This window comes from Paenibacillus sp. cl130 (genome assembly GCF_900116035.1).
Classification (GTDB): domain Bacteria; phylum Bacillota; class Bacilli; order Paenibacillales; family Paenibacillaceae; genus Paenibacillus; species Paenibacillus polymyxa_B.
The window spans coordinates 441,294-467,382 of record NZ_FOYG01000001.1 but is presented as its reverse complement, the minus strand read 5'-3'; the positions used below and the strand labels follow the sequence as shown (position 1 = coordinate 467,382).

At 47.9% G+C, this 26,089-nt stretch carries 18 protein-coding genes; 15 read left to right on the top strand and 3 right to left on the bottom strand.

Annotated features, from left to right (window positions below):
- The first annotated feature begins 135 nt into the window (after nt 1-135).
- The 12 genes from BM358_RS02085 to BM358_RS02030 all read left to right on the top strand — a co-directional run bounded on the left by BM358_RS02085 (nt 136) and on the right by BM358_RS02030 (nt 16,182).
- Nucleotides 136-2,688, top strand: a complete 2,553-nt coding sequence (locus tag BM358_RS02085; protein WP_028542784.1) for a beta-mannosidase — start codon at nt 136-138, stop codon at nt 2,686-2,688.
- Nucleotides 2,689-2,987: 299 nt separating this feature from the next.
- Nucleotides 2,988-5,294, top strand: a complete 2,307-nt coding sequence (locus tag BM358_RS02080; protein WP_028542783.1) for a helix-turn-helix domain-containing protein — start codon at nt 2,988-2,990, stop codon at nt 5,292-5,294.
- 187 nt (nt 5,295-5,481) lie between these two features.
- Nucleotides 5,482-6,543, top strand: coding sequence for an ROK family protein (locus tag BM358_RS02075; RefSeq protein WP_028542782.1), 1,062 nt, complete (start codon nt 5,482-5,484; stop codon nt 6,541-6,543).
- A 19-nt stretch (nt 6,544-6,562) separates the two neighbouring features.
- On the top strand, nt 6,563-7,768 hold the full coding sequence (locus BM358_RS02070) for an MFS transporter (RefSeq protein ID WP_023988092.1): 1,206 nt from the start codon (nt 6,563-6,565) through the stop codon (nt 7,766-7,768).
- A gap of 380 nt (nt 7,769-8,148) precedes the next feature.
- Nucleotides 8,149-9,756: an extracellular solute-binding protein gene (locus BM358_RS02065; protein ID WP_028542781.1), complete on the top strand. Its 1,608-nt coding sequence runs from the start codon at nt 8,149-8,151 to the stop codon at nt 9,754-9,756.
- A gap of 30 nt (nt 9,757-9,786) precedes the next feature.
- Entirely contained in the window at nt 9,787-10,689 is a 903-nt protein-coding gene (locus tag BM358_RS02060; RefSeq protein WP_025721738.1) for an ABC transporter permease, read from the top strand.
- A gap of 21 nt (nt 10,690-10,710) precedes the next feature.
- Nucleotides 10,711-11,583, top strand: a complete 873-nt coding sequence (locus BM358_RS02055; protein WP_028542780.1) for a carbohydrate ABC transporter permease — start codon at nt 10,711-10,713, stop codon at nt 11,581-11,583.
- Nucleotides 11,583-12,542 (top strand): sugar phosphate isomerase/epimerase family protein, encoded by a 960-nt coding sequence (locus BM358_RS02050; RefSeq protein WP_034095012.1) that lies wholly within the window; start codon nt 11,583-11,585, stop codon nt 12,540-12,542. The genes BM358_RS02055 and BM358_RS02050 overlap by 1 nt, the downstream gene beginning before the upstream one ends.
- A 34-nt stretch (nt 12,543-12,576) precedes the next feature.
- The gene (locus BM358_RS02045; protein WP_028542779.1) at nt 12,577-14,328 is read left to right on the top strand and encodes a hypothetical protein; all 1,752 of its coding nucleotides are present in this window, start codon (nt 12,577-12,579) and stop codon (nt 14,326-14,328) included.
- Nucleotides 14,329-14,515: 187 nt separating this feature from the next.
- Entirely contained in the window at nt 14,516-15,256 is a 741-nt protein-coding gene (locus tag BM358_RS02040; protein WP_028542778.1) for a DUF1361 domain-containing protein, read from the top strand.
- 64 nt (nt 15,257-15,320) lie between these two features.
- Nucleotides 15,321-15,524, top strand: coding sequence for a YwbE family protein (locus BM358_RS02035; RefSeq protein WP_013309792.1), 204 nt, complete (start codon nt 15,321-15,323; stop codon nt 15,522-15,524).
- A 25-nt stretch (nt 15,525-15,549) separates the two neighbouring features.
- Nucleotides 15,550-16,182 carry a DUF2238 domain-containing protein gene (locus BM358_RS02030; protein WP_023988099.1) on the top strand — a complete coding sequence of 211 codons (633 nt, stop codon included), beginning with the start codon at nt 15,550-15,552 and terminating at the stop codon, nt 16,180-16,182.
- A gap of 57 nt (nt 16,183-16,239) precedes the next feature.
- Here the strand turns inward: BM358_RS02030 and BM358_RS02025 are convergent, their stop codons facing one another.
- Together BM358_RS02025 and BM358_RS02020 are read right to left on the bottom strand one after the other, a co-directional pair.
- Nucleotides 16,240-17,409, bottom strand: a complete 1,170-nt coding sequence (locus BM358_RS02025; protein WP_028542777.1) for a glycosyltransferase family 4 protein — start codon at nt 17,407-17,409, stop codon at nt 16,240-16,242.
- 93 nt (nt 17,410-17,502) lie between these two features.
- Nucleotides 17,503-18,825, bottom strand: a complete 1,323-nt coding sequence (locus BM358_RS02020) for an MFS transporter (protein ID WP_049828503.1) — start codon at nt 18,823-18,825, stop codon at nt 17,503-17,505.
- Between the two features lie 187 nt (nt 18,826-19,012).
- Between BM358_RS02020 and BM358_RS02015 the strand changes: the two genes are divergently transcribed.
- From BM358_RS02015 to BM358_RS02005, 3 genes are all read left to right on the top strand, one after another.
- Nucleotides 19,013-20,044, top strand: a complete 1,032-nt coding sequence (locus BM358_RS02015) for an FUSC family protein (protein ID WP_175405266.1) — start codon at nt 19,013-19,015, stop codon at nt 20,042-20,044.
- A gap of 356 nt (nt 20,045-20,400) precedes the next feature.
- Nucleotides 20,401-22,779 carry an RNA polymerase recycling motor HelD gene (gene helD / locus BM358_RS02010; protein ID WP_231517260.1) on the top strand — a complete coding sequence of 793 codons (2,379 nt, stop codon included), beginning with the start codon at nt 20,401-20,403 and terminating at the stop codon, nt 22,777-22,779.
- 153 nt (nt 22,780-22,932) lie between these two features.
- Nucleotides 22,933-24,774 (top strand): adenine deaminase, encoded by a 1,842-nt coding sequence (locus tag BM358_RS02005; protein ID WP_028542774.1) that lies wholly within the window; start codon nt 22,933-22,935, stop codon nt 24,772-24,774.
- A gap of 289 nt (nt 24,775-25,063) precedes the next feature.
- Here BM358_RS02005 and BM358_RS01995 read toward each other — a convergent pair whose 3' ends face one another.
- Entirely contained in the window at nt 25,064-25,912 is an 849-nt protein-coding gene (locus BM358_RS01995) for a copper amine oxidase N-terminal domain-containing protein (protein WP_023988106.1), read from the bottom strand.
- Nucleotides 25,913-26,089 lie beyond the last annotated feature (177 nt).

Here is a 26,089-nt window from a genome sequence, read left to right as displayed (position 1 = left end):
GAGGGCGACTTTTATTTTGTATTTTGTCATTTGTTCCAAAAAACAATTGACTACTTTGTTAGCTTAATGTTATTTTTGTTATGTTACTGATGAATCCAGATGTTCCCAATCATGCTTATAGGGAGGCTTGTGACGATGGTTAATGTGATAGGGTTGGATGGCTGGAGGTTTAGGGAAGCACAAAGTGATGAGTGGCTCAGCGCGAAAGTGCCGGGTTGTGTGCATACCGATCTTTTACGACATGGCAAAATTCCTGATCCGTTTATCGGTATGAACGAGATGGAGGTACAGTGGATTGATAAGCAGGATTGGGTATATGAAGCCCATTTTGAGATAAATGCAGATCAGCTTCAATGTCAATGTGTAGAGTTGGTGTTGGAAGGTCTGGACACATACGCGGATGTAAAAGTGAATGGTCAATCTGTCTTGTCAGCCAATAATATGTTTCAGGTATGGAGACAAGATGTGAAGGCATTTGTTCAGCAAGGGGGAAATCGGCTGGAAATCAGTTTTCGTTCTCCGATTGCTGAAGATGTACCCAAGCTGGAAAGCTTAGGTTATGGACTCCCTGCACCCAATGATCAGTCCGAGATAGGTGGTTTGTCCGACAAAAAGGTAAGCGTTTTCGCACGTAAGGCTCCCTACCACTATGGTTGGGATTGGGGACCGAGGCTGGTGACGAGCGGTATCTGGAGAGAGGTCCGGATCGAAGCGTGGTCTGGTCTGATCGTGAGAGACTTGTTTATTCGACAGGACGAGGTGAACTCGGTAGGGGCTAAACTCATGGCAGTGGTAGAGATCGAAAATGCAGATGAGATTAGAGATGCCGAGTTGCGTATTTCCGCTGACGGGAAGGTGTGGTCCAAGCCAGTTCGGCTGCTGAAGGGGAAGCAGACGGTGGAGCTGGAGCTGGAGATGAAGAAGCCGAAGCTGTGGTGGTGCCGTGGGCTGGGGGAGCCGCATCTATATACGTTTGTGGCCGAATTGGTGGAACAAGAACAAGGAGCTGTAATCGCGGAAAAATCAGTAAAAACGGGGCTGCGTTCCATCCGTCTTGTACGTGAACGGGATGCAGCAGGAGAGAGCTTTTATTTTGAGCTGAACGGAATTCCAGTGTTTGCAAAAGGGGCTAACCATATTCCGAATGACAGCTTTGTCACTGAAGTTACGATGGAACGATATCGGTATGAAATTGCCAGTGCAGCAGCCTCGAATATGAATATGTTGCGGGTGTGGGGTGGCGGTATTTATGAACAAGACGTATTTTATGAGCTTTGTGATGAATACGGTTTGCTCGTGTGGCAAGATTTTATGTTCGCCTGCAGCATGTACCCAGGGGATGAGGATTTTATGGACAATGTGGCACAGGAAGCCGAGGACAATATCAAGCGGCTGCGTCATCATCCCTGCATTGCCTTATGGTGCGGCAACAATGAGATCGATTCTGCATGGGCGCATTATGAAGAGAACGGAGGCTGGGGGTGGAAAAAGGACTACACACCTGAGCAACGGGAGCGCCTGTGGGATGATTATGAAACGCTCTTTCATCGGATTCTACCGGAGGCGGTACACACTTGGTCTGCGCAGACAGCATATTGGCCCTCCTCCCCACTGATTGACCTGACGAGAGATCGGAACCAGCATGCCCATCGGTCTTCAGCTGCAGGTGATATTCATTATTGGGGTGTATGGCACGCGTCTGAGCCGTTTGAGAATTACCATGTCCATGTGGGTCGTTTTATGAGTGAATATGGTTTTCAGTCCTTTCCAGAATACAAGTCCGTTCGTACTTATGCGGAAGAAAAGGATTTGGAGCTGGAATCTGCGGTGATGCTGGCACATCAGAAGAACAGCGCAGGCAATCGTCTGATTAAAGAATATATGGAGCGGTACATGCGAGAGCCAAAGGATTTTACAAGTTTTCTTCCCATGAGCCAAATTTTACAGGCAGAAGCAATGAAAGTAGCTATAGAGGCGCATCGTCGTCACAAGCCTTATTGCATGGGAACATTATACTGGCAAATGAATGACTGCTGGCCCGTTGCCTCCTGGTCGAGTATGGACTATTTTGGTCGTTGGAAAGCGCTCCAATATACGGCTAAGCGCAGCTTTGCCGATGTGCTGTTGAGTGCAACAGATACAGGACAGGGGAATAAGGCCCTGCATCTGGTCAACGATACACTAGAGCCGATATCAGGAACGCTGCGGCTGACGCTTTTGCATATCCGTAGCAGCCAGGCTATTCGTGAAGAAAACGTTAAGGTAAATCAACCAGCAGGCGGTGCAGGAATTGTACATATACTGCCTATCGACAAATGGCTGAGTGGCCTGAAGCGGGCGGAGCATATGCTGGTCGCGCGTCTGACGCAGAATGGTGAACAGGTGGCCTCTGGTGAAATTTATTTTGCAGACACAAAAGAGATGGATTTACCGCAGGCAAAAATTGAAGTGACAGAGATTCAGGGAAGTGGAGGCAGCAGATTCATGCTGTGTTCGGATGTACTTGCTAGACACGTGTGGCTATCGGCAGAGCAGGAAGGTGTTTTCAGTGACAACCATCTGGATCTGGCTCCCGGTATTCCAAAAACAGTGGAATTCTTGGCCTTGCGCAACGGTTCATCAGCATTTGTGACAGCTGCGCCGGGTACATTGACAGTACATTCATTGGTCAATTGGATACAAGGTTAGACAACAGTAAAAGCTTATCCGTCTTTAAGTAGATGATGGATAGGCTTTTTTTATAATATAAATTTATTTTATGATATGTAAAGCGTTTTCATAATGTTAATATACATAACAAAAGAGGGTTTTCGACTTAAGTGATAACAGATCATTTGTAAGAAATCTATCTATTTAGCATCTAATTTTGGTAGAATAGGTTCAAAGTATAATCAAATCCGCATTAAAACTGACATCACGAGTATGCTTAGTGTTGAGCGAAGCCCTATAGAGAGGGTCATGAAAGCATTAGGCGGCAGGGGGAGGACATGATGCGAAAGAGCTGGTACAGGAGATTGCTTTTTTCCTATTTCCCGATTTTTATGTTAACGGTGTCGATCCTCATTTTTTTATCCTTCCTGATTGTAAACGAGATATCGCGCAATGAAACTGGAAAGGCGAATCGGATTACAACCGGATTTGTGCTGGACAGTGTGGAGAAGTCGCTGACAAAGGTAGAAATGGACGTATTAAGCGAGGCGGAGACGAACAAGAGCTACAGTTCTTTTCTGAATGGGCAGGCGCAAAGTGGCAGCACGATGCTGTATGGGCTGGTTGGAAGCCTACGCGCGCTTAAGGATAATCATGAACTGGTACATTCCGTTTATATTTATCGAACGAAGGATCACACGGTGTTAACGAGAAGTGGACTTCAGGATGCTTCGACATTCGGTGATTATCCGTATATTGAGCAGGCTCTTCGGTCGGAGGATCGGCAGTGGTCACCTGTGCGGGAATGGACGGAGCCGGGAACACATACGTCAGAACGTGTGATTTCGATGCATAAGCGCCTCCCGTTGCCTTTTGGAGGACAAGGGCTGCTGGTAATCAATATCGGTGTGTATCCGTTGCAGCAAATGATTGGTCAAATGACGAATCCGACAGTTTCCTATCTGGTGATTAATGATGCTAGCGGTCAAACCATTTATCCAGCTGCATCCGGTACAAAAGATGCTGTAAAAGCAGAGGACGGGCAGCAACTGACTCATCTGATGTCCCCCCGGCTGGGATGGAGTTTTGAAAGTGGTATTCGTGCCGGACAGTTGTTCGAGTGGGTGTCTGTTATCTCTTACGTCTGGATTGTAGTTGGATTGGCTGTTGTTATATTAGCGGTGATCTACATTATTTATGTGACCCGCAGAAATTACAGGCCAATTCAGCTGATGATGCAGCGTATTCAACAACTGCCCAGCCGTCCGGGTGAGGAAAACAACAAGGACGAGCTGTGGATGATTGATCATGCGTTGCAAAGTCTGATTCGGCAAACGATTGATTATGAACAGCAGGAGCATGCGAATATACTCATTCGGCGGCGGCAGCTGTTCCTTGATCTTATGGAAGGTACAGGCACCGAAACGGTAGAGCTTCGGCTGAATGATCTTTCTCCTTTTGCGGATGGCGGGAAGAGAGGTGTTACTCTGGTTTATGCTGTCATGGTGGTAGAGTTGCACGATCTGGATCTGCCACAGACAGCAGACGGTAGCAGACGTTTAGAGGATCATGGGGGCGAAGATCAGCGTTTAAGCCTGTCGTTGCTTGGTGTGGTACAGGAACTAGCAGCTACCTATGGATGGCAGGGCTGGGCAGAATGGATGAGTCGTAAAAGAATTTCCATTTTATTGCGGAAAGAGGTAGATGATGGGGAAGGCTTACTGGGTGTGAAGCTGCAAGAAATGGCACAAACAGGCTGTGAGTGGCTGCATGGGCATCTGGGTGTACAGCTCACGATTGGGATAGGCGGCCAGATTCATGAGTTGGCGCATGTTCAGGATTCCTATCGGTCCGCCATTTCTGCTCTGCGGTACCGGTTAACGCTTGGAGTGCGTGATATTGTAACCAGTGAACAGGTTCCGCAGGCTGATGACATTCCATTATACTCTTATTTGCCGCTGATTTCGGAGACGATTCGTTCTTTTCGGCTGGCGAGCCACGATTGGCGTGTACAGCTGGAAGGACTATTTGGGGCAATGGAAACAGACAAGCTGAAGGATGGGGATATTTTAACGGTAATGCAGTGGATGCAAGAACTGCTGCAACGGGAAATGCGTGAGATGAAGGATGTATCGGGGGCGCTGGATCGTTATTTTAACGGACCGGAAGCAGAAAGATGGAAATGTGAGGTCGAGTCTGCTTCTTCATTGGCTGTGATGCATACGCTAATGCTGGAGCACATGACCACTGTGTATCGGACTTACGTTGCCGCCAGTGAAACCAAAAGCTACCGGGCTATGGTTAGCGAAATGAAGCAATATATTGAAGAGCACTATACGAATCCGGATTTATCGTTAAATCATTTGAGTGAACGTTTTGATGTGTCACCTAAATATGCTAGTCATCTATTTAAAACAGAATTTGATATGAAATTCGTCGATTTTTTGACCCGGCTCCGTATGAATCATGCCCAGCAAATGCTGTGTAACACGACCGAGACGGTTCAGCATATTGCGACTCAGGTTGGTTATGCCAATTCGATTACCTTTGGGCGGGTATTTAAGCGGGTAGTCGGCGTAACGCCGGGAGATTATCGCAAGCTGAGATTAAAACCGGAGGATTCATTAACAGGGGGAGCGCTATAGGCGCTCGCCTTTTTTGTTTTTTTCATTAAAAAGGGGAGTAAAGCGCGTCAGTTTATGGGGCGGAATTTAGTTTATTGCGGCACAGGTGTTCAAATGCGATACTTATGTCCATATCTTGAACCTACAGGGCGTCAACAGCCGATGTATTGGCAGGCATGATGGCGAACCGGAATGACGGAGGATGGCTATGGCGGACATGTATGTACAAAAGCAACACAGGGATGAGCCGAAGGCTTCCGGCTGGGCCGCAGGCATTGATGTTGGCGGGACGAAGACGCTGATCTGTATCGGCACAGCGGAGCGGCAAGTAGTGGTGAGGCATAAATTTCCGACAGTTCATACGAAGGATGCCCATTTTTTCTTTGAGAGTCTGTTTGAGGAGCTGGACCATTGTCTGAAGCAGGAAGGCTTGTCGCTGGCACAGTTAAAAGGCATAGGTATCGGTTTCCCTGGTGTGGTGGATAACGATAGCGGAACGATTACCCACGCCCCGGCAATTCCATGGAGTGTTCAAGATCGTATACATGGCGACAGTACGCATGGCGGTAATGCGCATGAAAGTATACGATCTATCGTTGCACACCGATACAGTGGTCGCTTAGTGCTGGATAATGATGTGAATATGGCTGCTTTGGGAGAACAATGGTTAGGGGCAGCTCGGGGATTACGGCATGTGATGATGATAACGGTGGGAACAGGTATCGGTTGTGGCCTTATTTTAAATGGAGAGATGTATAAGGGAGCCGCAGGCGGAGCAGGTGAAATGGCTTATTGGATTGCAGGCGAGGAACAGGCACGGCAAGCAGCAAAACAGAAAGGGACGGATGAGTTCGGTGTGTTCGAATCTTTAACATCGGGGACGGCAATAACGCGCAGTGTAAAATCAGCACTCGCCTCTGGCATACCAGGTACACACATGATCCGGCTAGCAGGAGGAAACAGGGACGAGGTAGGGGCGAGACATGTATTGCAAGCGGCGTCCGAAGGGGATGTAGAAGCACAGATGATTTTAGAGCCTGCACTAGTGCATATGGCGATGGCTTTGACGAATGTGATCAGCCTGCTGAACCCGGAAATGATCGTTGTAGGTGGCGGTGTAGCAGAAGGTAACACGTATTATTTGGATGAAATTCGGCAAAGAGTAGCCTTATGGACGGATATTCCTTGTACTATTGTACCTGCTGGTCTGGGGAATGAAGCCGGGGCCATCGGAGCATTGGCTACGATTCTGGACAACTCGGTACGCTAAACAACAGGGAGGTTTCCAGATGGTAGGCTCACAAATGCTGAAGCTACGAAGCTTCTATTTGTTTATTGGCTTGGCAGGGGGCATGTTTAATCCATATTTGACACTACTGCTGGTTCAGAATGGATTGACGAGCAGCAGTGTCGGTGTTCTGATGGCAATTGGTACGCTGGTATCCATTTTGGTTCAGCCGATATGGGGAATTATTGTGGATCAATATCGTCAAATGCGGCTGGTGCTCATTTTGAGTGTAGCGGTTCCGGGAATTATGGCTGTATGTTATCAGTCGGAGCGTTTTGTTCTGATGGCGCTTGTGTATTCCACTATGGCAATATTTACGGCAACGCAGGCGCCGATTGCGGATTCCTATGCGATTGTGGCGGCCAAGAAGGCAGGAACGACCTATGGCAGTATACGATTTATGGCGAGTATAGGCAATGCGGTGGGCGGTTACGCCGGGGGGCTATTTGTATCGCTGTTATCTGTGACTATGATGTGGGTACCTTTTTTGGTGCTGAACAGTCTTGCGGCCCTGACGGCGCTGGCGTTGCCGAAAAATACGGAGGAGGATCTCGTGCTGCGCAAATCGTTTTCGGACGGCATTGGTCAATTGATACGCAACAGGACATTTTTAATATTTTTGGGGGGCAGTTTTTTAGTAAATCAGACGTTAACTGCATTCAACACCTATTTTGTATTGGCCTTTAAGATGTCGGGAGGACTTACGAGCTTGGTCGGGGTTGCTCTGCTGATTGCGTCCATTACGAATGTCCCCTCCATGCTGCTCGCTTCACGAGTGATTCGAAAGATTGGGTTAGAGAGAACTCTTTTGCTAGGGGCAGTCGCTTATATGATTCGATGGGGAATTCAATTAGCTTTTCCCGACCCTACCGTTATGATTGCTGTGCAGGTGCTGCACGGATTGTCATTTGGTTTTTTCTACATCGCAGCGGTCGAGTATGTTTCACATGTAACTGAAAAGGATATGCAAGCGACCGGACAAAGCGTGTTCAATATGGTATTTGCCGGGCTGGCAGGGATTGTAGGTAATTTGTTAAATGGCTTTCTTCTTCACGCTGGAGGGCCGCAATTAATGAACCTGGCGTGTCTGATCAGCGCAACCTTGGGGGCATTAATGATGGTTTATGTATCACGTAGCCGTAAGGATGGGAAAACAGGGAAGGTACGCAAGCTATCCATGAGCCTCCCTTCAGAGACTTCACAGTAGGAGCAGTGACGTTAGTATTTCATTGATTGTGAGCATCGAATCCCTGATGAGGGTGAGGATGCTCTTTTTTTTCGTGCGAAAAACTTTTAAATCACGTGATATGGAACTATATCTCACACAAAACGAACAAAGAAAATGGTTTATTCACAGGAAAATAGTGATTTTTAATAAGAGTAAGCGCTTCATCATGTTCAGTAATCGCTTTCAATCAACCGGTTTATGATTGGGAAACTAGTTTATTGTCAGTTTTCCTGCGGTCATGTCATACTAAGGCACATCCCGGACCAAAAGGGACAGACTCATGCCGATGCATGAAATGTCATAACCTCCTCCTCAGAAGAGGCGACGAACGGGAAAAGCAGACAAAGGGGTGTTCAGGAATGAGTGGGAATAAGGCTGGAGGAACATTGAAGAAGCTTCGTCTGCTGCTTGCAGCTACGGTTGCACTGTCGGTTGTATTGAGCGGATGCTCGTCGGGTGAGGCGGACAAGGCTTCGACCGCTACCGGAAACAAGGGTGGTTCATTGAAGGTTGAAATTTTTGACAGAGGCAATACACCTCAGGGCTATACCATTACTGACAGCTATTTAACCCGATATGCAAAAGAAAACTTTGGCAAACCCAACGATATTGATCTGACGTACGTGCCCGTTCAGCGCTCCGAAGAAGTTACCAAGCTGAATGTTCTGATGGCTAGCGGTGGTGATGTACCTGATATCGTGTTCACTTATGATTCCGGAACCTTTGAACGGTATGCGGAGCAGGGTGGACTGACAGACTTGACCCCTCTGCTGAATGAGTACGGCCCAAATCTTAAAAAATTCCTCGGTGAAGATACGCTCAGCTACGGTCAGGTGGGGGGCAAGCAGTTCGCCATTCCCGGCAAACGTACCATCTTAGGAAAATATTCCTCTTTTATTCGCCAGGATTGGCTCGATACGCTGAATATGCCTGTTCCTAAAACGACAGATGAACTATACAACACGCTAAAAGCGTTCAAGGAAAAAGACCCCGGTAAGACCGGCGGTAAGGTCGTTCCGCTGGGGATGACGATGGAGCCGGGGCAATATGATCCGCTGTTGTGGTCTTTTATTAAGCCAGTGACAGATGAGCAGAAATATACGCTAACCCAAGAGCTGGGTTCCCGTGACTATCCAATCCTGCTACCTGGATTCAAGGATGGAGTTCAGTTTATGAACAAGCTTTACAATGAGAATCTGATCAGCAAGGACTTTGGTCTGGATAAGGACAAAAAACAGCTGACTCAGGATATTCAAAGCGGAAATACCGGTTTTTTCAGTGAAGATTACGACAACATCTATTATAACGACTCCGCCTATCCGAATCTGTTGGCTAACCAGTCCGCAGCGAAGCTGACTCCAATGGACCCTTATACCAACAGTGAGGGTAAGCACGCCAAGCCAGAATTTGCATCCAATGGACTCTACATTATGGTACCTAAATCCAGTGAGCATGCGATTGAGGCGATCAAGTATCTCGACTGGATGTCTTCCGAGAAGGTGCTGCTTGATATGCAAAATGGTGTGGAAGGCGAGAACTATACCTTGAAAGACGGAATTCCAGTTGCCAAGGAGAAACCGACACAAGAAGCGCAGGATCGTATCTATAATCAGGGTGATGTGGTCATTATTGCGAATGGCAAGATTGCAGGAGACGATAACAAAAACAAGGAAGCCTTTGTTTTGGGCATGCCGTCCCAATTCCAAGAGGATGTTCGCAAGGCGATGGATATTTCCAACACGGACACAATTTCACCAGTGAAATTTGACCATCCGATTAAAGCCGAGTCCAAATACAGTAACTCATTGCTGGATAAGTTTGACGAAATGGTCGTTAAATCCGTGATGGTGCCTCCGGCGCAGTTTGATGCAACATTCGAAGCGGCGTTGAAGGATTATATGGTGAGCGGTGGTCAAGCGATATTGGATGAGCGTACCGAAGCTTATAAGGCCATGACAGGCAAGTAAGAAGGCGGAAAGTAAAGGAGGAGACAGCGCATGAAAGGGAACGTTTACTTCCGCAGATATTGGCAATTATACGCGTTGCTTGTGCTGCCCCTGGCCTACTTCATTGTGTTCAAATATGGTCCGATGTGGGGAGTACAGATCGCGTTTAAGGATTTCAACTTCTTTCAGGGAATTACAGGGAGTGAGTGGATCGGGTTCGATGCGTTTAGAGAAGTGTTTCGTATGGATGATTTTTATCGAACGCTGCGCAATACCATCGTGCTAAACCTGCTTGATTTGCTGGTATCTTTTCCAGCACCTTTAATCTTGGCGATTTTGCTCTATGAAATGAAAGTAGTCTGGTTTAAAAAGCTGTCACAAACGATTTTGTATGTTCCCCATTTTATTTCGTGGGTGATTATTGGCGGGATTGTGTACCAGGTGTTTGGTACGCAGTCCGGCATGATCAACAATGTGCTTACTTCGCTCGGCTTTCAGGCGATTCCATTTTTGACAGATAAAAATGACTGGGTACTCACCTACCTGCTGACAGGAGTGTGGCAAAGTGCAGGCTGGGGAACGATTTTGTACCTCGCTGCCTTGACCGGGATTAACCGGGAATTGTTCGAAGCTGCCGAGGTAGATGGTGCAGGACGCATGAAAAGAATTTGGTACATTACGATCCCTGGCATGAAAACGACTATTGCTACGCTTCTTATCATTAATTTGGGTAATATGATCACCATTGGCTTTGATCGTCCTTATGTAATTGGAAATGTGGCGGTTCGAGATTATTCCGATGTACTTAGCACGTTCGTGTATCGCATCGGGATGGAATCCGGGCAATATACGCTGGCAACGGTGGTAGGCCTGTTCCAAGCTGTGGTTGGTCTCATCTTCGTATTAGGAGCTAACTATGCCTCCAAGAAACTGACAGATGAAAGTATTATGTAAGGGGAAAGGAGCTGACATCTGATGAGTGAACGTACTGCAAATCGCACCTTTGATATCGTAACCACCGTGTTAGTGGCTGTGGCTGTACTACTGTGCTTGGCCCCGTTTATTCACATTTTGTCTATTTCCTTTAGCTCGAACCGGGCCATTACATCCGGGGAAGTTACTTTGTTCCCAGTAGAGTTCAATTTGAAGGCATACGGAAAGGTCTTTTCTGATATGAGCATGATCCGTTCGCTCGGGTTTACAGTTATGCTGACGCTGATCACGACAGTGCTGAGTATGTTAATGACAATTATCGCAGCATATCCATTAACAAAGAAACACCTAAGAGGTCGTAAAACGATTATGTTCATTATTGTAGTAACGATGTTTTTCAGCGGCGGCATCATTCCTGAATACATTCTGGTGCGCGACTTACATTTGTTGAATAATATGTGGTCCCTTATTTTACCAGGGCTGATCAGCCCGTTTTATCTGATTATTTTGATTTCCTTTTTTAATGGGATTCCAGAAAGCTTGGGAGAAGCAGCAGAAATCGATGGCAGCAGCCAGTTCGGCACTTTGCTTCGGATTGTACTGCCGCTGTCCCTGCCTGTGCTGGCGACATTAAGCCTGTTTTACGGTGTAGGCCGTTGGAACGGATTTCAGGATACGCTGATGTATATTCAAAACCCCGACTTGTTCCCGTTACAGCTCAAGCTGTATCAAATGATTCAAAATAATATGGTATCCGAGCTAACCAGGCTGGAAGGAGCCAGTGGCGCGAGAATTACGCCTGAAGGGTTGAAGGCAGCAAGTGTCATTTTTGCAACGGTTCCAATTCTGCTAGTGTATCCGTGGCTGCAAAGATATTTTGTCAGCGGCGTGATGGTGGGAGCGGTGAAAGGGTGATGATAATGAAGGCGAAGGGGGAATATTCCTTTTCCACCTGTTGGAATATTAAAAAGCATACGGTCGGCCGAGAACTTGTAGAGGAAATCCGTCAGTTGGGCTTTAGCAGGGTGGAGTTGAACTATAACATTACCCGGGAAATGCTGACGACGATTGAGCCTATGATTGAGCGGGGAGAAATCGGCATATCGAGTGTGCATAATACATTTCCTCATACACCAGACCCGGATTACGGCACGGATTCCGTTCTGCTCGGGTTTGACGATGAAAGCAAGCGACAACGTGCGATAGAGCTGTTGGTGCAATCTGCGGAATATGCGCATCGTTATGGTGCAAAAGCGGTAGTTGTGCATCCCGGAGAGGTTCCATTTCCATATGATATCAGTGAGGAACTAGAGGATATTTTCAATGAGCAGGGCAGGGATTCTGCTGCTTATCAAACGTTGTGGGGCCAAATGCTGGAGCGTCGGAATTCACTGAGTGGGCACTATGTACAACGCATCCGTGATAGTCTGGAAGAGGTGTGTGACCGCATCGCATCCAAGGGATATGATGTAGCCATTGGCATTGAAACGCGTTCACGTTGCTATCAGATGCCTACGTTGCAGGAGGCAAAGACGATTATAGATCGTTTGAAGGGTGCACCTGTCTATCTGTGGTATGACATTGGACACGGTATGATTATGGACCGAATGGGACTGTACGACAACGCCAAGGAAGCCAATGAAATGATCGACTATATTCTCGGTGTTCATATTCATGAAACCATTGGTTTATCCGATCACTGGTGCCCTTATATTCATAGTGGTGATCTGGAGTTCTTCGATCGTTTTGTGAATATTATCCGGCAGGCCCCTATTAAGGTTTATGAGCTGAAAGCAGCTTGTCAGCCGGAGGATATTGAACGTAGCCATGAGTTGCTGACAAGTAAGATAGCGAAGCTTCAGCCGCAAGGATGATAAACGATTATGGATATTACAGGGGTTGAGAGGAATGTATAGTAAAATCGTAGCGATCAACGATGCCTGGGTAAAACCAGGTATGGACCATCAGGTACTGGATGCTGACAGCCGTTATTACGGCGGAGTGACTGATGATGAGAATGGAATCGCCTGGCCTAATCATTCGGTTGGTACTCCTGCCGCAATGGCGATCTGGGCGGCAGCGCTCGTCAATCCGGATTCTGCATATTATCGGAATGAGGATGTACTCATCCGACTGGAGCTGGCTGCGCAGTACATGCTACGTGTGCAGCATGAGGACGGTTCTATTTCACCGGGCTGGACCAATTTTCACTCGCCACCGGATACAGCGTTCGTGGTGGTAGGCTACGCCCAGGTCTATCAGCTGCTGGTTGGTGACGACTGGCTGGAGCTGCGTCGGGTGACTGATGCGATCTACTTGTTTCTGGAGCGGACGATTCCGGTCATGCTGACCGGAGGTTGCCATACGCCAAATCACCGTTGGGTTTTGTGTGCTGCGCTGGGATTTCTACATGAGCTGTTTGATCTGCCCGAGGCGCTCGTGCGGGCTGAGGCTTGGCTAGCCGAAGGGCTGGACGGGACGCCAGATGGCGAATGGACGGAGCGCAGCAACGGAATTTATAATGCCGTTAGCGATATTATGCTGATTCATGCTGCCCGATTATTAAAACTGCCGGAGCTACTAGAGTCGGTGCGTCGTAATTTACGCATGATGGTGTACCTTGTCCATCCTGATGGTGAAGTGGTCACAGAGTATTCAGGGAGACAGGATTTTGGGGTGATCATGAACTTATCTTCTTATCTTCTACCATATGCCATGCTGGCTACAGAGGATGAGGACGCTATATTTGAAGCGATGGCTGTCGCCGCTATTCAAGTCATGGATCATCCGGGTGGTGCTCCTATCAATGCGGCTGTGCGCTTTTTACTAGATCCGCGTTTGCAAACTCGTCAAGTATTGCCAGCTACATTACCTGTCACCTACAACCAGTTACTGAACGGAGACTTCCCAAGGGCTGACTATCTGAGTCGAATGGATGAGGCAGGCCATCACCAGCAGATTTATCATAGCCGACTGCATACGGACTTTGGCGCGCCAGTCGTTCGATATCGGCAGGAGGATACCAGTGCCACACTGATGACCGAGGCTTCATCGTTCCTATCGTTGCGGCACGGAGATGCACGATTATTGGCGGTTCAGGTTGCATCGTATTTCTCGCCTGGTTTTGTACCCATGCAGAAGCTGACAGCTCACGAACATGGTTGGACTCTGTCGGGCACACAGGTCAAAGGTTATTATGGCCCTGTAGCGACCTTAGATCTGCCGCCTACCTCGCAGGAGGAAGTCAGTCCGTGGTACTTGCTTCCGCATCACAAACGGCCATTAACCCATGAACAAAAGCATGAAATTCGGGTCGATGTGGATCGTCAGAGCGATATGTGGACGCTTCGTTTTCGCTCAGAGGGTCCAGTAGATTGCATGACACAGATTCGATTTATTTTTGGGCGCGAAGGACGCTTCACTTGCGGGGAATACAGGCTGGTTAACGAAACGGTTCAATGTTGGACTGGCGGTATGGCGCGCTATGAATCTGGGAATGCGTGGTTTGAGCTGCTGGGAACAACCGTAGAGCATAAGGCTAATTCGGTAAGGGGAGCCACTCTCCCCATGGATTGCCATACATTGCTGGTTAATTGGGTGACTCCGTTTGATCATACGATCCGCATTCGTATGTCGCCTTTACCTGTGAGTGAAGTCTAAAACACAGTAAGCATCTATTTTTCGGGGATGAAGTCCATTCCCGGAGAACGGATGTTTTTTTATGTTCATTTATGCCAGGGTAGAGCGCTTCCATTGAGCTTGAAGCCATTGTGGTGTACACTGTCCAGAACAGGTGTAAATTGGAACGTCAGGAAGGCAAGACGGTTACAAGGAGGGAAAGACACATATGTATGCCCGTTTAAGATCGTTAAATTATCCACTAAAACTCTATGTTTTTTTAGCACTGGCCTTATGCTCCGTAATCAGTACATTGTGGATCATTAACGTGCGACTGCCCTCAGGGGGCCGCCCTTATCTTTTTATTTGGTGGAATATGATGTTGGCCTGGATTCCTATGGTGTTGACGCTACTGCTTGATGTAATGTACAGCTCGTGGAGGCGGGGAACGAGGACATTTTTACTCTGGATTACGGGGGCGGCATGGCTTTTCTTTTATCCCAATACACCCTATTTGATCACAGATTTGCTGCATGTATTCGCCAGATATCCATTTCTCGGGGAGCAACGCTTCTGGGGAAATCCGTACTTTTGGAATCATGTACTGGGAATGCTGCTGGTAGCCGTACTTGGCCTGACAATGGGTTTTGTATCGCTCGAATCCGTACGACAATTGGTACAGCGTGCACGTGGTGGGCTTGTTAGTTGGCTGTTTATGCTGGCGGTACTCTTGTTGAGTAGCCTGGGTATTTACATTGGCCGTTTCTTTCGAGGGAACACATGGGATATTGTTTCTGCGCCCTCTCAACTGTATGCACAAGTATCTTCCATATGGGCAGACTCCTTGCAACGTACTCATTTTGTGGAGTTTAGTGGGATGGTATTCGTCATTTTGCTCGTCAGCTATGTATCCACGATGTGCGTAGTCTGGATGGGGAACAACCGCCAGGACGAATGGCGTCGCTGGTGATTTGATTGCAGCTGAGTGGCTGGATATCATCAAAAAATGTAAAAACAAAGGAGGAATAGCTACAATGAACGGACAGAATCGATCCGATATCCGCGCTGGTCTTCAGGTAGATATTGTACTTAAAAAGGATCAGCCTACCGGTAAGCTGACGCGAGGAACGGTGAAAGATATTTTGACCAATTCCCCGCGTCATCCGCATGGAATCAAAGTGCGTTTGGCAGACGGACAGGTTGGGCGTGTCAAACATATCGTAACGAACGAAGGCTAGAGCTTTGGGCTGAGGAGGAATGAAGATGAACCAGGCAACGGCATGGTCTAAAAATGATCGCTACCCGCTTGTTTTACTTGTATTGCTGGCGCTTGCCCTCATTTGGTCCTTGATTCGCCCGGTGGATTATTTTACATGGGTACTGGAAGTTCTACCCGCGGTTTTGGGAGCTGTGCTGCTGACGGCTTTGTACCGTAGATTTCGGTTTACCAATCTGGTATACACCCTAATCTGGCTGCACGCATTGATCTTGATTGTCGGTGGACATTATACCTATGCCGAAATGCCACTGTTCAACTGGATCCGGGATACGTTCGGACTGGAGCGCAATTATTATGATCGACTTGGGCATTTTGTACAAGGTTTTGTACCTGCACTCATTGTCAGGGAAGTGCTGTTGCGTAAAACGGCCTTGGGAAGCGGGAGCTGGCTCACTTTCCTCACGGTTAGTGTGTGTCTTGCGATCAGCGCTGTGTACGAGCTGATTGAGTTTGCTGTAGCCAAGGCAACCGGAACGGCAGCAGAAGCCTTTTTGGGCACACAGGGAGATGTATGGGATACCCAATGGGATATGCTTCTTGCGTTCATCGGTGCCTTGACCGCAGTGATTTTGTTGAGTGGGGTACATAACAAGCTGCTGAAACAATTAAGGTATTAGCAGAATTTATTTACCTCGCTTTTATCATGCTATCTGGAATTTCGCTGTTTTTGAAGGCTACATTCGCGTCATGGGACGGCTGTCGAGGTGTAGGGTTGCTGCGTCCATGTAGCTGTCCAGTAGCCGTTCAAAAATACGGTCCCACGTCTGCTTCAGGCTGTAGGCTCTACCCGCTCTGGACATAGAATCGCGAAGTGAGGCATCCTCGTACAACAGGTGTACAGCTTTGGCAAAGGCAGCGGCGTCCCCAGCAGGACACAATAGTCCTGTTTTTCCATGGATTAGATTATCTTTTACCCCGCCTTCATTGGCACCGACCACAGGTGTACCGCTCGCCATAGCCTCCAGTACAACGTTGCCGAAGGTTTCCGTGGTGGAAGGGAAGAGAAATACGTCGGCTGCGGCGTAGAGTTCAGCTAATTCCGGCCCTTTCACAAAACCAAGCCAGTGGACTGCATGCTCCGGTACCCCTATATCCGCTGTAGTTTTGACCTTATACAATGGACCATCTCCTGCAATGACCAGCACAGAGGCTGCGCGGACGTCGTCGGGTAACTGGAGATAGGAATCCAGTAACGTGTCTATCCCCTTTTCCGGTGCAAGCCTGCCCACATACAAAATAACAAATGCATCTGCATGAACGCCCCATTTCCTCCATACTGCATTACGGTCCACCTTTGGTTGAAATCGGTCAGTATCAATGCCTCTACTCCAGATTTCGAGCTGCCCCATTCCTTTATTGCGCAACAATTCCATGGTTGATTGAGAAGGGACATACACCCTTTCGCAATGTCTGTGAAACCAGAGCATGTATTTCCATAACGCAGGTTCAAGCCAGCGAAGCTTGTAATATTCGAGGTATTTATCAAAGTGGGTGTGATATGAGGCGACGAGTGGAATATGGTGTTTGGCTGCGTAGCTTGTTCCATACAGGCCAAGGTTAAACGGAGTAGCGACATGAATCAAATGCGGGGAAAAGGCTGACAGACGCTCGTTGATCTGTTTGGCGTTGGGGATCGCAAGTCTGCATTCCCGGTACAATAAAAAGGGAATACTCCGAAATCGCTCCACACCCGGCCCAGAGGGCAGATGATGGTCTGCCTCCGGTGCGAAGACGAGCGTAGATACTCCATGTGTCTCCAGATAGCCAATCCATCGTTCCAGGGTCAGAGCAGCGCCATTCACGTCAGGCGTATACGTGTCCGTAAATAATGCAACTCGAAGCATGCCTTCATTCCTCCTCCGCCATTCTCATTTATCCTATGACGTTCCAGGGGAGTCCGCTTGGAGGCTCCGGCTTTTATTGTGTCATGATTTTGTTTACGGGCTTGCCGGGTTTTGTAAAAGCTGGCCCGCGGACGGGCGCTTTTCTCGGAACATTCTGTAATAGACGAGGGAAGACAAAATATAGAAAACACCTGTCATGCTAAATGTGATGGCATAGCCCCAGTAGTTGCCATAAGTTGTAACCAAATAGGCTTGTACAGGTCCCATACCTGCGGTGCCTAGCATCCAGGTCGTCTGGAGAATGGAGTTGGCAATGCCACGATTTTTATCTGACACACGTTCGACGAGAATGGCGGTTTGCAGCGGATTGGCTGCATTCATTAGCGCTTGCCTGAATAGAAAGCTGATGGAAGCGATCCATAGCACGTTCGTAAAGCCTGTAATGAGAAGGAACGGTAGCGAAAGCAGTTGGAAGCCAACTACAGCTCTGACCAGTCCTATTCGGCTACCGAGGGTAGGTCCGATCAACATGGAGAGGATGGTCATGAGCTGGCCGAGTGCAATCAGTAAACTCATTGCGCTGAGTGATACGGAGAAGCGGTTCGTAAAATACAAATTAAGATACGGGATGACCAGACCTGAACCTAACCCAAGAAAAAACTGGGCCAGAACAAATTGTCCAATAACCCGGCGATCAGAAGCAGCAGCAGGCGTCTCCGAGTCAGGTATATCGGATGTACTGTGCGGCGTATGTACTTGTTCTGTTTGGGGTGAAGATTCGGCAGGAGCTGGTGCTTCTAAGGTTGCCGTAGTTTTTGTGATGAATAATAGAGGAATAAAAGCGGTCAATGTTGCCATTCCTCCAAGGAACAGAGCAACCCGCAGACTGGATAGCGGTGTGATTCCCCACGTCTGCAGCCCATCTGCGAGTACACCACCCCCGAAGCTGCCTAGGACTTGGGCTGCCAGTACAAGAGCTGAGTAATAGCTGAATATTTTTAAGCGTTGGGCTTTACTTATGCTTTCCGCTAAGAAAGGCACAGCCAGCACCTGAATAAAGGCGGCGAATACACCTGAGATTACGGCAAATACCAACATGCTTCCACTGGTATCTGTAAAGGTACGGGCGAGAAAGGCCAGGCCGCTGAATAACGCGCCGATGACCAGCATATTTTTGCGGCTCGTCCGATCGCCCCAAAATCCGACCGGAATGAACAGCAACGCCGTCGCTAGCGCCTGCATGCTGACCACTTGGCCGTTCATATCATCGTCAAAGCCAAGCTTTTGGATATACAGGTTGTACAGCACAGAAAACATTCCCGTACCCATCTGGTACAGCAGATTGGCCATAAAAAACAATCGGATATTACGCGGCCACTTTCGGGGCTCTTCTAACATTTTGCTAATCCATGACACGATGAGTTCCTCCTGTGACGTTGTTGCAAATAAGTTAATTCTGTTGATATGTATTCTATCAGGAACTGTACATTTCATAAATATTCCTGATCTCCGATTGTTTTGGGTAATAATAAAGCATGGACTTTACATTGAATTTTCATTATAGTAATTCGGTATGAATAAATTTGAAAGGTAAGCAGGAGGGATGGCTTTGGCTTTTGGAGCACGGGTGTTAAAAACGGGAATCGCAGTGACGCTCGCCCTTTTTCTGAGCACGCTTTTGAACACCCATTCGCCTGTGGGGGCAGCGATAGCCGCTATTTTTGCCATGCAACCGTCGATATATAGGTCGTGGCGTTATTTTCTGGATCAACTCCAAACAAGCACACTAGGTGCAATCATGGCGTTGCTGGGCGGAATGGTATTTTCGAATGAGCCGATTGCAGTCGGGCTGGTATGTGTATTGGTACTTATGATATGTCTGAAAATAAATATGGCTGATACGGTTGGATTGACACTTGTGACCGTTGTTTCTGTAATGGAAGCCTCAGGAGACTGGAAATTTGCGGTGACCCGCTTTGCACTCACTTTGATTGGGATTGTGTCTGCTTTTGTCATCAATGTTAGCGTTTTTCCCCCGAAACCGAAAAGGCAGTTTATTAATCAGATTCAAAATGTATTTAACAGCATGTCTTTGTTGCTGCGTACTGCCATTTCCGATGAGATTAAGGAGTCTGTCTTTAAAGAGGAAAAAGGAAATCTGGAGGGAGCTATTAAATCGCTGTCGGACAAATATCATTTGTTCGAGGAAGAGCAGAAGAAACTCAAGCGCTCTAAGTTTAGTCAAACGAGACAAATGGTAGTATACAAACAAATGCTCGGAAGTTTGCACAAAGGATATGAGGTACTGGATGCAGTGGAAAGGCACTACTTCCAGTCTTTAAGGCCAAAGGGAACGGATGCTTTTTTTGACAGTCATCTGGAGCTACTGATTCGTTTTCACGAGCATGCTCTACTGAAATTCGAAAATAAGCTAAAACCGAATGAGGACGAAAGTGAATTGTTTCAGCAAGCCAACGGCGAATTTATGAAGCATGCGATTACACGTTTTGACCATTGTCAGGAGGGAATGCTGCGGCTTTCCATTGTAGCTGCGGCGATGTACGACTATGGTCATCAGCTGGAGAGGCTGAGCAGACTGGCCGATCATATTCATCCTGTGGAAGAGAGCAGATAGGCGAATTTCCTAAAAGAAAAGCGACCGCATTCATCAATCAGATGGCTGGTCGCTTTTTTATGTAATGAATTCAATTATGTAAGAACAGGTTAATAGAAGGTTGCCAGAACGCACAAAAAAAGCCCGCTGGTTGCGAACAGGGACTGAACTTGATACAATAGAGGATGCTCTGTTTTATGGTGAAACCATATGCATAAGTTGTGAATTACACTTCTTGTTATATTATAGCATGCTTCAAAGGATTAGTCAATTTTCCCGGATCAGGGGGATGCCGCGAGTATGCCCGGGTCCATAATAGAGCATAGTTTGTACGCAAGGGAGCCCTGCGTGGAGCAGGAGGAAACGGAACAGGAGCGATGTCAGTGACTACTGAACAGCAATGGAATGAAGAACAACGAAGAGTAGAAGATGTGACCGCAGTAATTAGCGGGCGTATTCGGAAGCTAGAGACAGAGGTTGGTTCTGTGCGCGGAGATGTCGTCGATATGCGTAAAGACTTCTGGGATGAGGTAACGATCAATTTCAGTGAGGCGGATGATGTGGGCGAGACGTCCACCAGTTTGCGTCAGCAGTCTGAGATTTTGTCTGAGCGGGAACGAAGACACAAGCATTCTACAGAGGCGTTAGGTCGTTTGAAAAAGTTACTTGATTCACCGTATTTTGCACGCATTGATTTTGCTGAGGAAGGGCAGACTGCGGAACGTGTTTATCTGGGGATTGCCTCCCTGCTGGATAATCAAGATGAGGAGTTTCTGATATACGACTGGCGCGCGCCTATTTCCAATCTTTATTACGATAACATGCCGGGGCCCGCTTCATATAAGACCCCGGCAGGGGAGATGGAAGGGGAACTCACGCTTAAGCGCCAATTCTCGATCCGTGATGGACAGATCCGTTTTATGTTCGATACAGGGGTGACGATTGGAGACGAACTTCTTCAAGCAGTATTGAGCCGCAGCTCGGATGCTCAAATGAAAAGTATTGTCGCTACCATCCAAAAGGAGCAGAATCGCATCATCCGTGATGATCGAAGTCGGATGCTCATTGTTCAGGGGGCGGCGGGAAGTGGCAAAACCTCTGCTGCGCTTCAGAGAGTAGCGTATTTACTGTATAAGTACCGGGATCGCTTACGAGCGGATCAGGTCGTGTTATTTTCGCCTAACCCGATGTTCAACAGTTACGTATCGACAGTATTGCCTGAATTGGGTGAGGAAAATATGCTTCAGGCCACGTTTCAGGAATATTTGGAGCGGCGTTTGGGCCGGGAGTTTCAGTTAGAAGATCCATTTGAACAGCTGGAATATGTGCTTTCAGCGTCGTTACAGCTTGGGTATGAAGCCAGGCTGGAGGGTATCCGCTTTAAGTCGTCCAAGACATTCTTACATGTGATTACAGGCTACAAGACGTATTTGGAAAAGGAGGGAATGCGTTTTAAACCCATCCGCTTTCAGGGACGTGAGGTGGTTTCAGTAGAGCAAATGGCACGCAAGTTTTATGAATTCGACTCTACGGTGCGGCTGGCGAACCGATTGGAACTGCTGCGGGATTGGATGCTCAAAGAGCTGGCCCGCTTTGGTAAGGAAGAATGCTCCGCCCCATGGGTGGATCAACAGATGGATCTGATGGAGCCGGAGGATTATCAGCGTGCCTATAACCGCATGCGCCGTAAATCCAAGAATAAGGGCGATACCTTCGACGATTTTACGCGTGAAAGAGAAATATTGGCGCGTATGGTGGTCAGTGACCGCTTAAAGCCCCTGCGCAAATGGATTAAGGCGCTTCGCTTCGTAGATACGACCCGGCTCTACAGCGAGCTGTTTATGAACGAGACGCTGCTGAGCCAACTGGCGAATCATGCAGAGCTGCCCGTCAGCTGGGGTGAAATTAGTCGACAAACCCTGGAACGAATTCAGGCTGGGGAGTTAGCGTATGAGGATGTGACACCCTTTTTATATTTGCGTGAGTTGATGCTGGGTTTCCGTTCTAATAGCAACATCCGTCACGTGTTTATTGATGAGGCACAGGACTATTCCCCATTCCAACTGGCTTTCTTCAAGCGCTTATTTCCACAGGCTAAAATGACGGCACTGGGTGATTTTAATCAGGCTATCTATGCCCATGCCTCGGTGCTTCAGGATGCAGAGCCATTGTATGACTTGTATGGTGCAGATCAGACCGAAATGATTTCCCTGACACGAAGCTATCGCTCAACACAGGAGATTGTGGAATTTACCCGGGAAATGGTCGCTGGGGGAGAGCACATTGTGCCGTTTAATCGTAAGGGTGAGAAGCCTCTTGTAACCGAGGTGCATTCGCGTGAAAAGTTGCATCAACAGATAGCTGGGAATGTCACAGAATTGTTGGCAGAAGGGTATGAATCCATTGCGGTGATTTGTAAAAATGCTGACGAAAGCGCGGCAGCCTACGAAGCGCTGGAAGGAAAGCTGTCAGTGAAGCCAAAATTAATTAAGAAAACAACTCCCGCTTTTGAAAAGGGGATTCATATCATTCCGGCCTACCTGGCAAAAGGCGTGGAATTCGATGCGGTCCTGATTTATGACGGATCAGCGAAACAATACCAGCGTGAGAGTGAGCGTAAGTTATTCTACACCGCCTGTACGCGAGCGATGCATCTGCTGCATATTTATAGCATAGGGGAGATTACGCCATTCGTGAGTTTACGGGATTCGGATACGTATACTCGCAAAGTGGAAGAAAGTGATCGTGTTCTATAGAGAGGACATTGGCAATCAGCTGGGGGCAAATACCTTAGAAACCCATGCGATGCTTGAATAGATGTAGAGTTGGCTGGCATTATGGAGCGTATTCCAGTAACATAAGCAAATAAGAAAAACAGGTAAGAAGCATAAACGGAGGTTACAAACGTAATGGACATGAAGAGTGTATTTCAACGCCCGCCGCTGGCGGACTGTGTACCCGAGCTGGTGGCTACAGCTAGAGGGGAGCGCAAGGCATCGCTGGTGATCCGCGGAGGAACGCTGGTCAATGTGGTATCGGGCGAATTGCTGCCAGGCATGTCTATTGCTGTGCAAGGTTCTCGTATCGCTTACGTCGGTAGGGACGTCAGTCATACGATTGGAGAAGACACCATAATCATTGAAGCCGAAGGCCGCTATATGGCACCGGGGTTACTGGACGGACATTGTCACATCGAAAGCACACAGCTGACCGTAACTGAGTTCGCTAAGGCTGTACTGCCGCTGGGAGTGACGGGTGGTTTTTTTGACCCGCATGAAATTTCCAATGTACTGGGTCTAAAAGGGCTTCGTCTGATGCTGGACGAAGCACGTACGACACCGCTGGCTGCTTACATGCAGGTGGCTTCTTGCGTGCCGTCCACAGGTCCGGAACTGGAAACGACGGGTGCCTCCTTCGGCCCGGCGGAAGTCGCAGAGGCGTTAAGCTGGGGCCCGGATATGATCGGGCTGGGCGAAGTCATGAATTTCCCTGGTGTCGTCTATGGAGACGATGTGATGATCGGGGAAATTCAGGCCACGCTGCGCGCGGGCAAGGTGGCGGATGGCCATTTTACATGGGCCTCCGATGATTGGCGTCTGCCGGTCTATGCAGCCGCGGGAATTACGGGCGACCACGAGTGTGTCACGCCCGAGGATGTAGCCGAGCGTATCCGACTCGGCATGTATGCCAAGATGCGGCAAGGCTCCGCATGGCATGATGTGGCCGAGACGATCCGAGCCAGCACGGAAATGGGTCTCGACACGCGCCGCATGATGCTGGTAACGGATGACCGCAGCGCAGAATCCTTGCTCCATGAAGGACAGATGGATTTCGTCGTGCGTCATGCCATTGCACAGGGCGTCAAGCCCGTAACCGCGTTTCAGATGGCCACGCTGAATACGGCAGAGCGCTTCGGCGTGGCACGGGATATCGGAGCGATCATTCCGGGTGCGATTGCCGACATTATTTTGCTTGATGGCCGATTGGCCGAAGTGAATGTGACGGCTACCATCGCAGCGGGCCAGCTGGTGGCCGAGCACGGTCAAATGGTCGCCGATTGGGACGGCTTCGATTATCCTGCGGAAGTGATGGACACCGTCCATCTGGGGCGAGAGCTGAGTGCTGCAGATTTCCGCATTGCGGCTCCAGTACAGGAGGGGGATGTACCTGTACGAGTGATTCGTGTTACGGAAAATCACGTGGACACGAAGGAAGTGCGGATGACCGTTCCGGTCCGTAATGGAGAAGTCACGGCAGATTCTGCACAGGATTTGTGCAAAATAGCCGTTTTCGAGCGCCATCATGCCAGTGGCAGTCACGCGGTTGCACTTGTAACAGGTGTAGGCTTCACCGAGCCGGCTGCGATTGCCATGACCGTCGCGCATGATAGCCACAACCTGCTCGTCATTGGTAATGATGACGAGCTCATGACCCAGGCGGCGAAGCAGGCTGTTGCCCTGCGTGGTGGCGTGGTCGTCGTATCCGCCTCGGGTGAGACGCGCTTCCCGCTGCCTATCGCCGGGCTGATGTCCCCAGCTCCGTTTGCAGAGGTGGCTGCGCAGTCCGAAAGTATCAGCCGGGCGCTTCAGCAATCCGGCTGCATGCTGAACAACGCGCTGATGACACTGTCACTGCTCGCACTGGTCGTTATCCCTGAAATCCGTCTGTCGGATCAGGGGCTTGTCGTGATCGGAGCGGATGGCATCCGCAAGGTATCTCTTTTCGTGGAAGAGGATGCTGCGGAAGTCTGATAGAACACGTCGCTGGGGGTTGTCCTGCAGGTCTGACCAGACCTGAGGGATAACCCCTGTTTTTCATATACGAAGCCAAAAAAGTTATCTTCGATTCCTTTATAAAAGTCAAGGAGAGGTGAGCAGATGCATCCCTATTATCGTTCATTAGAAAAGATGGCTCATCATGCCTCGATTATAGAGCAGGATTGGAACAGGTTTGTAGAGCAAACCCATGTGAAGCATATTCAGCAGGGAATTCGCCTTTTATCTTTTGGAGACGAAAAAAGTGTAATTAGAAAAAATCACATTATACAGTTGTGTTACTTATAATCTTCAGAAAACCGTTCTTCCCAGCGGTAAACATTAACTGATTAATGGATTTTCTTGCGGTATCGTTAAACAAATACCACTCATCTTTCGATACGTCATGAACTAAAATCTCTGGATATTCTGTTGAAAGTTCAGATGGAACAGGACTAATTAAAGAATAAATATCAAAACGAACTAAGCTTTTCCCTTTTTGGTCTAAGAAATCATATTGTGCATTTTTATAATAAGACCCAAATGTGTCAATAGTGAAGCTCCAAGAGTAGTTTGCAGGTGCTTCAACCTTTTCACCTATGTTTTTTGCAAAAATATTATAAATGGTTTCATTAAATGCATTTACATTAATTTGCTGAACTACGCCGCCCATAAACATATGGTATTCATATTGCAATGCTTTTACTTGTACACCGTCTATGAACAATGGTTTAGTATCAACAGTCACTGCAAAGTTGTTGTAATTGACATTACAGCCAAACGTCTCTGCAATAAAACGAAGTGGAACATATATGCGATTATTTTTCGTGTATGGTTTTACATCAAGCAGTATCTTTTCTCCGTTTTTTTTCGCGGTGTTTCTATTTATTGCTAATTTCACTTTCATATCGCTTTTAGCGAGAATAACCTCGGAATTGGACCACTCGACGCTAGCCCCCAAACTTTCACTAATAACACGTAGAGGTACCATTGTGCGTTTGTTCTTCATTTCGGGCTTCACATCGGATGTAGTAGTCACACCGTCAACTTTGATTTGATTTTCTGCTGCATAAGTAGTGGACGATGAAATAAATAAAAAAATTGTAAGAAAAGCCCCAAAGAAAGCTTTTTTCATAAATGATTGCTCCTTTCTTGGTTTAATTTGTTGCGAGCAATTTTACCCCATATTAAGACGCAACTGGATAAAGATCGTTGCGCTGTCCTGTCTGTTAACTTAACGTAACAACCAGTTTGTACTATTCAATTAACTTCCTTCATTTACCAATGGAAAATTTCTAACCTTCCCGGGGAA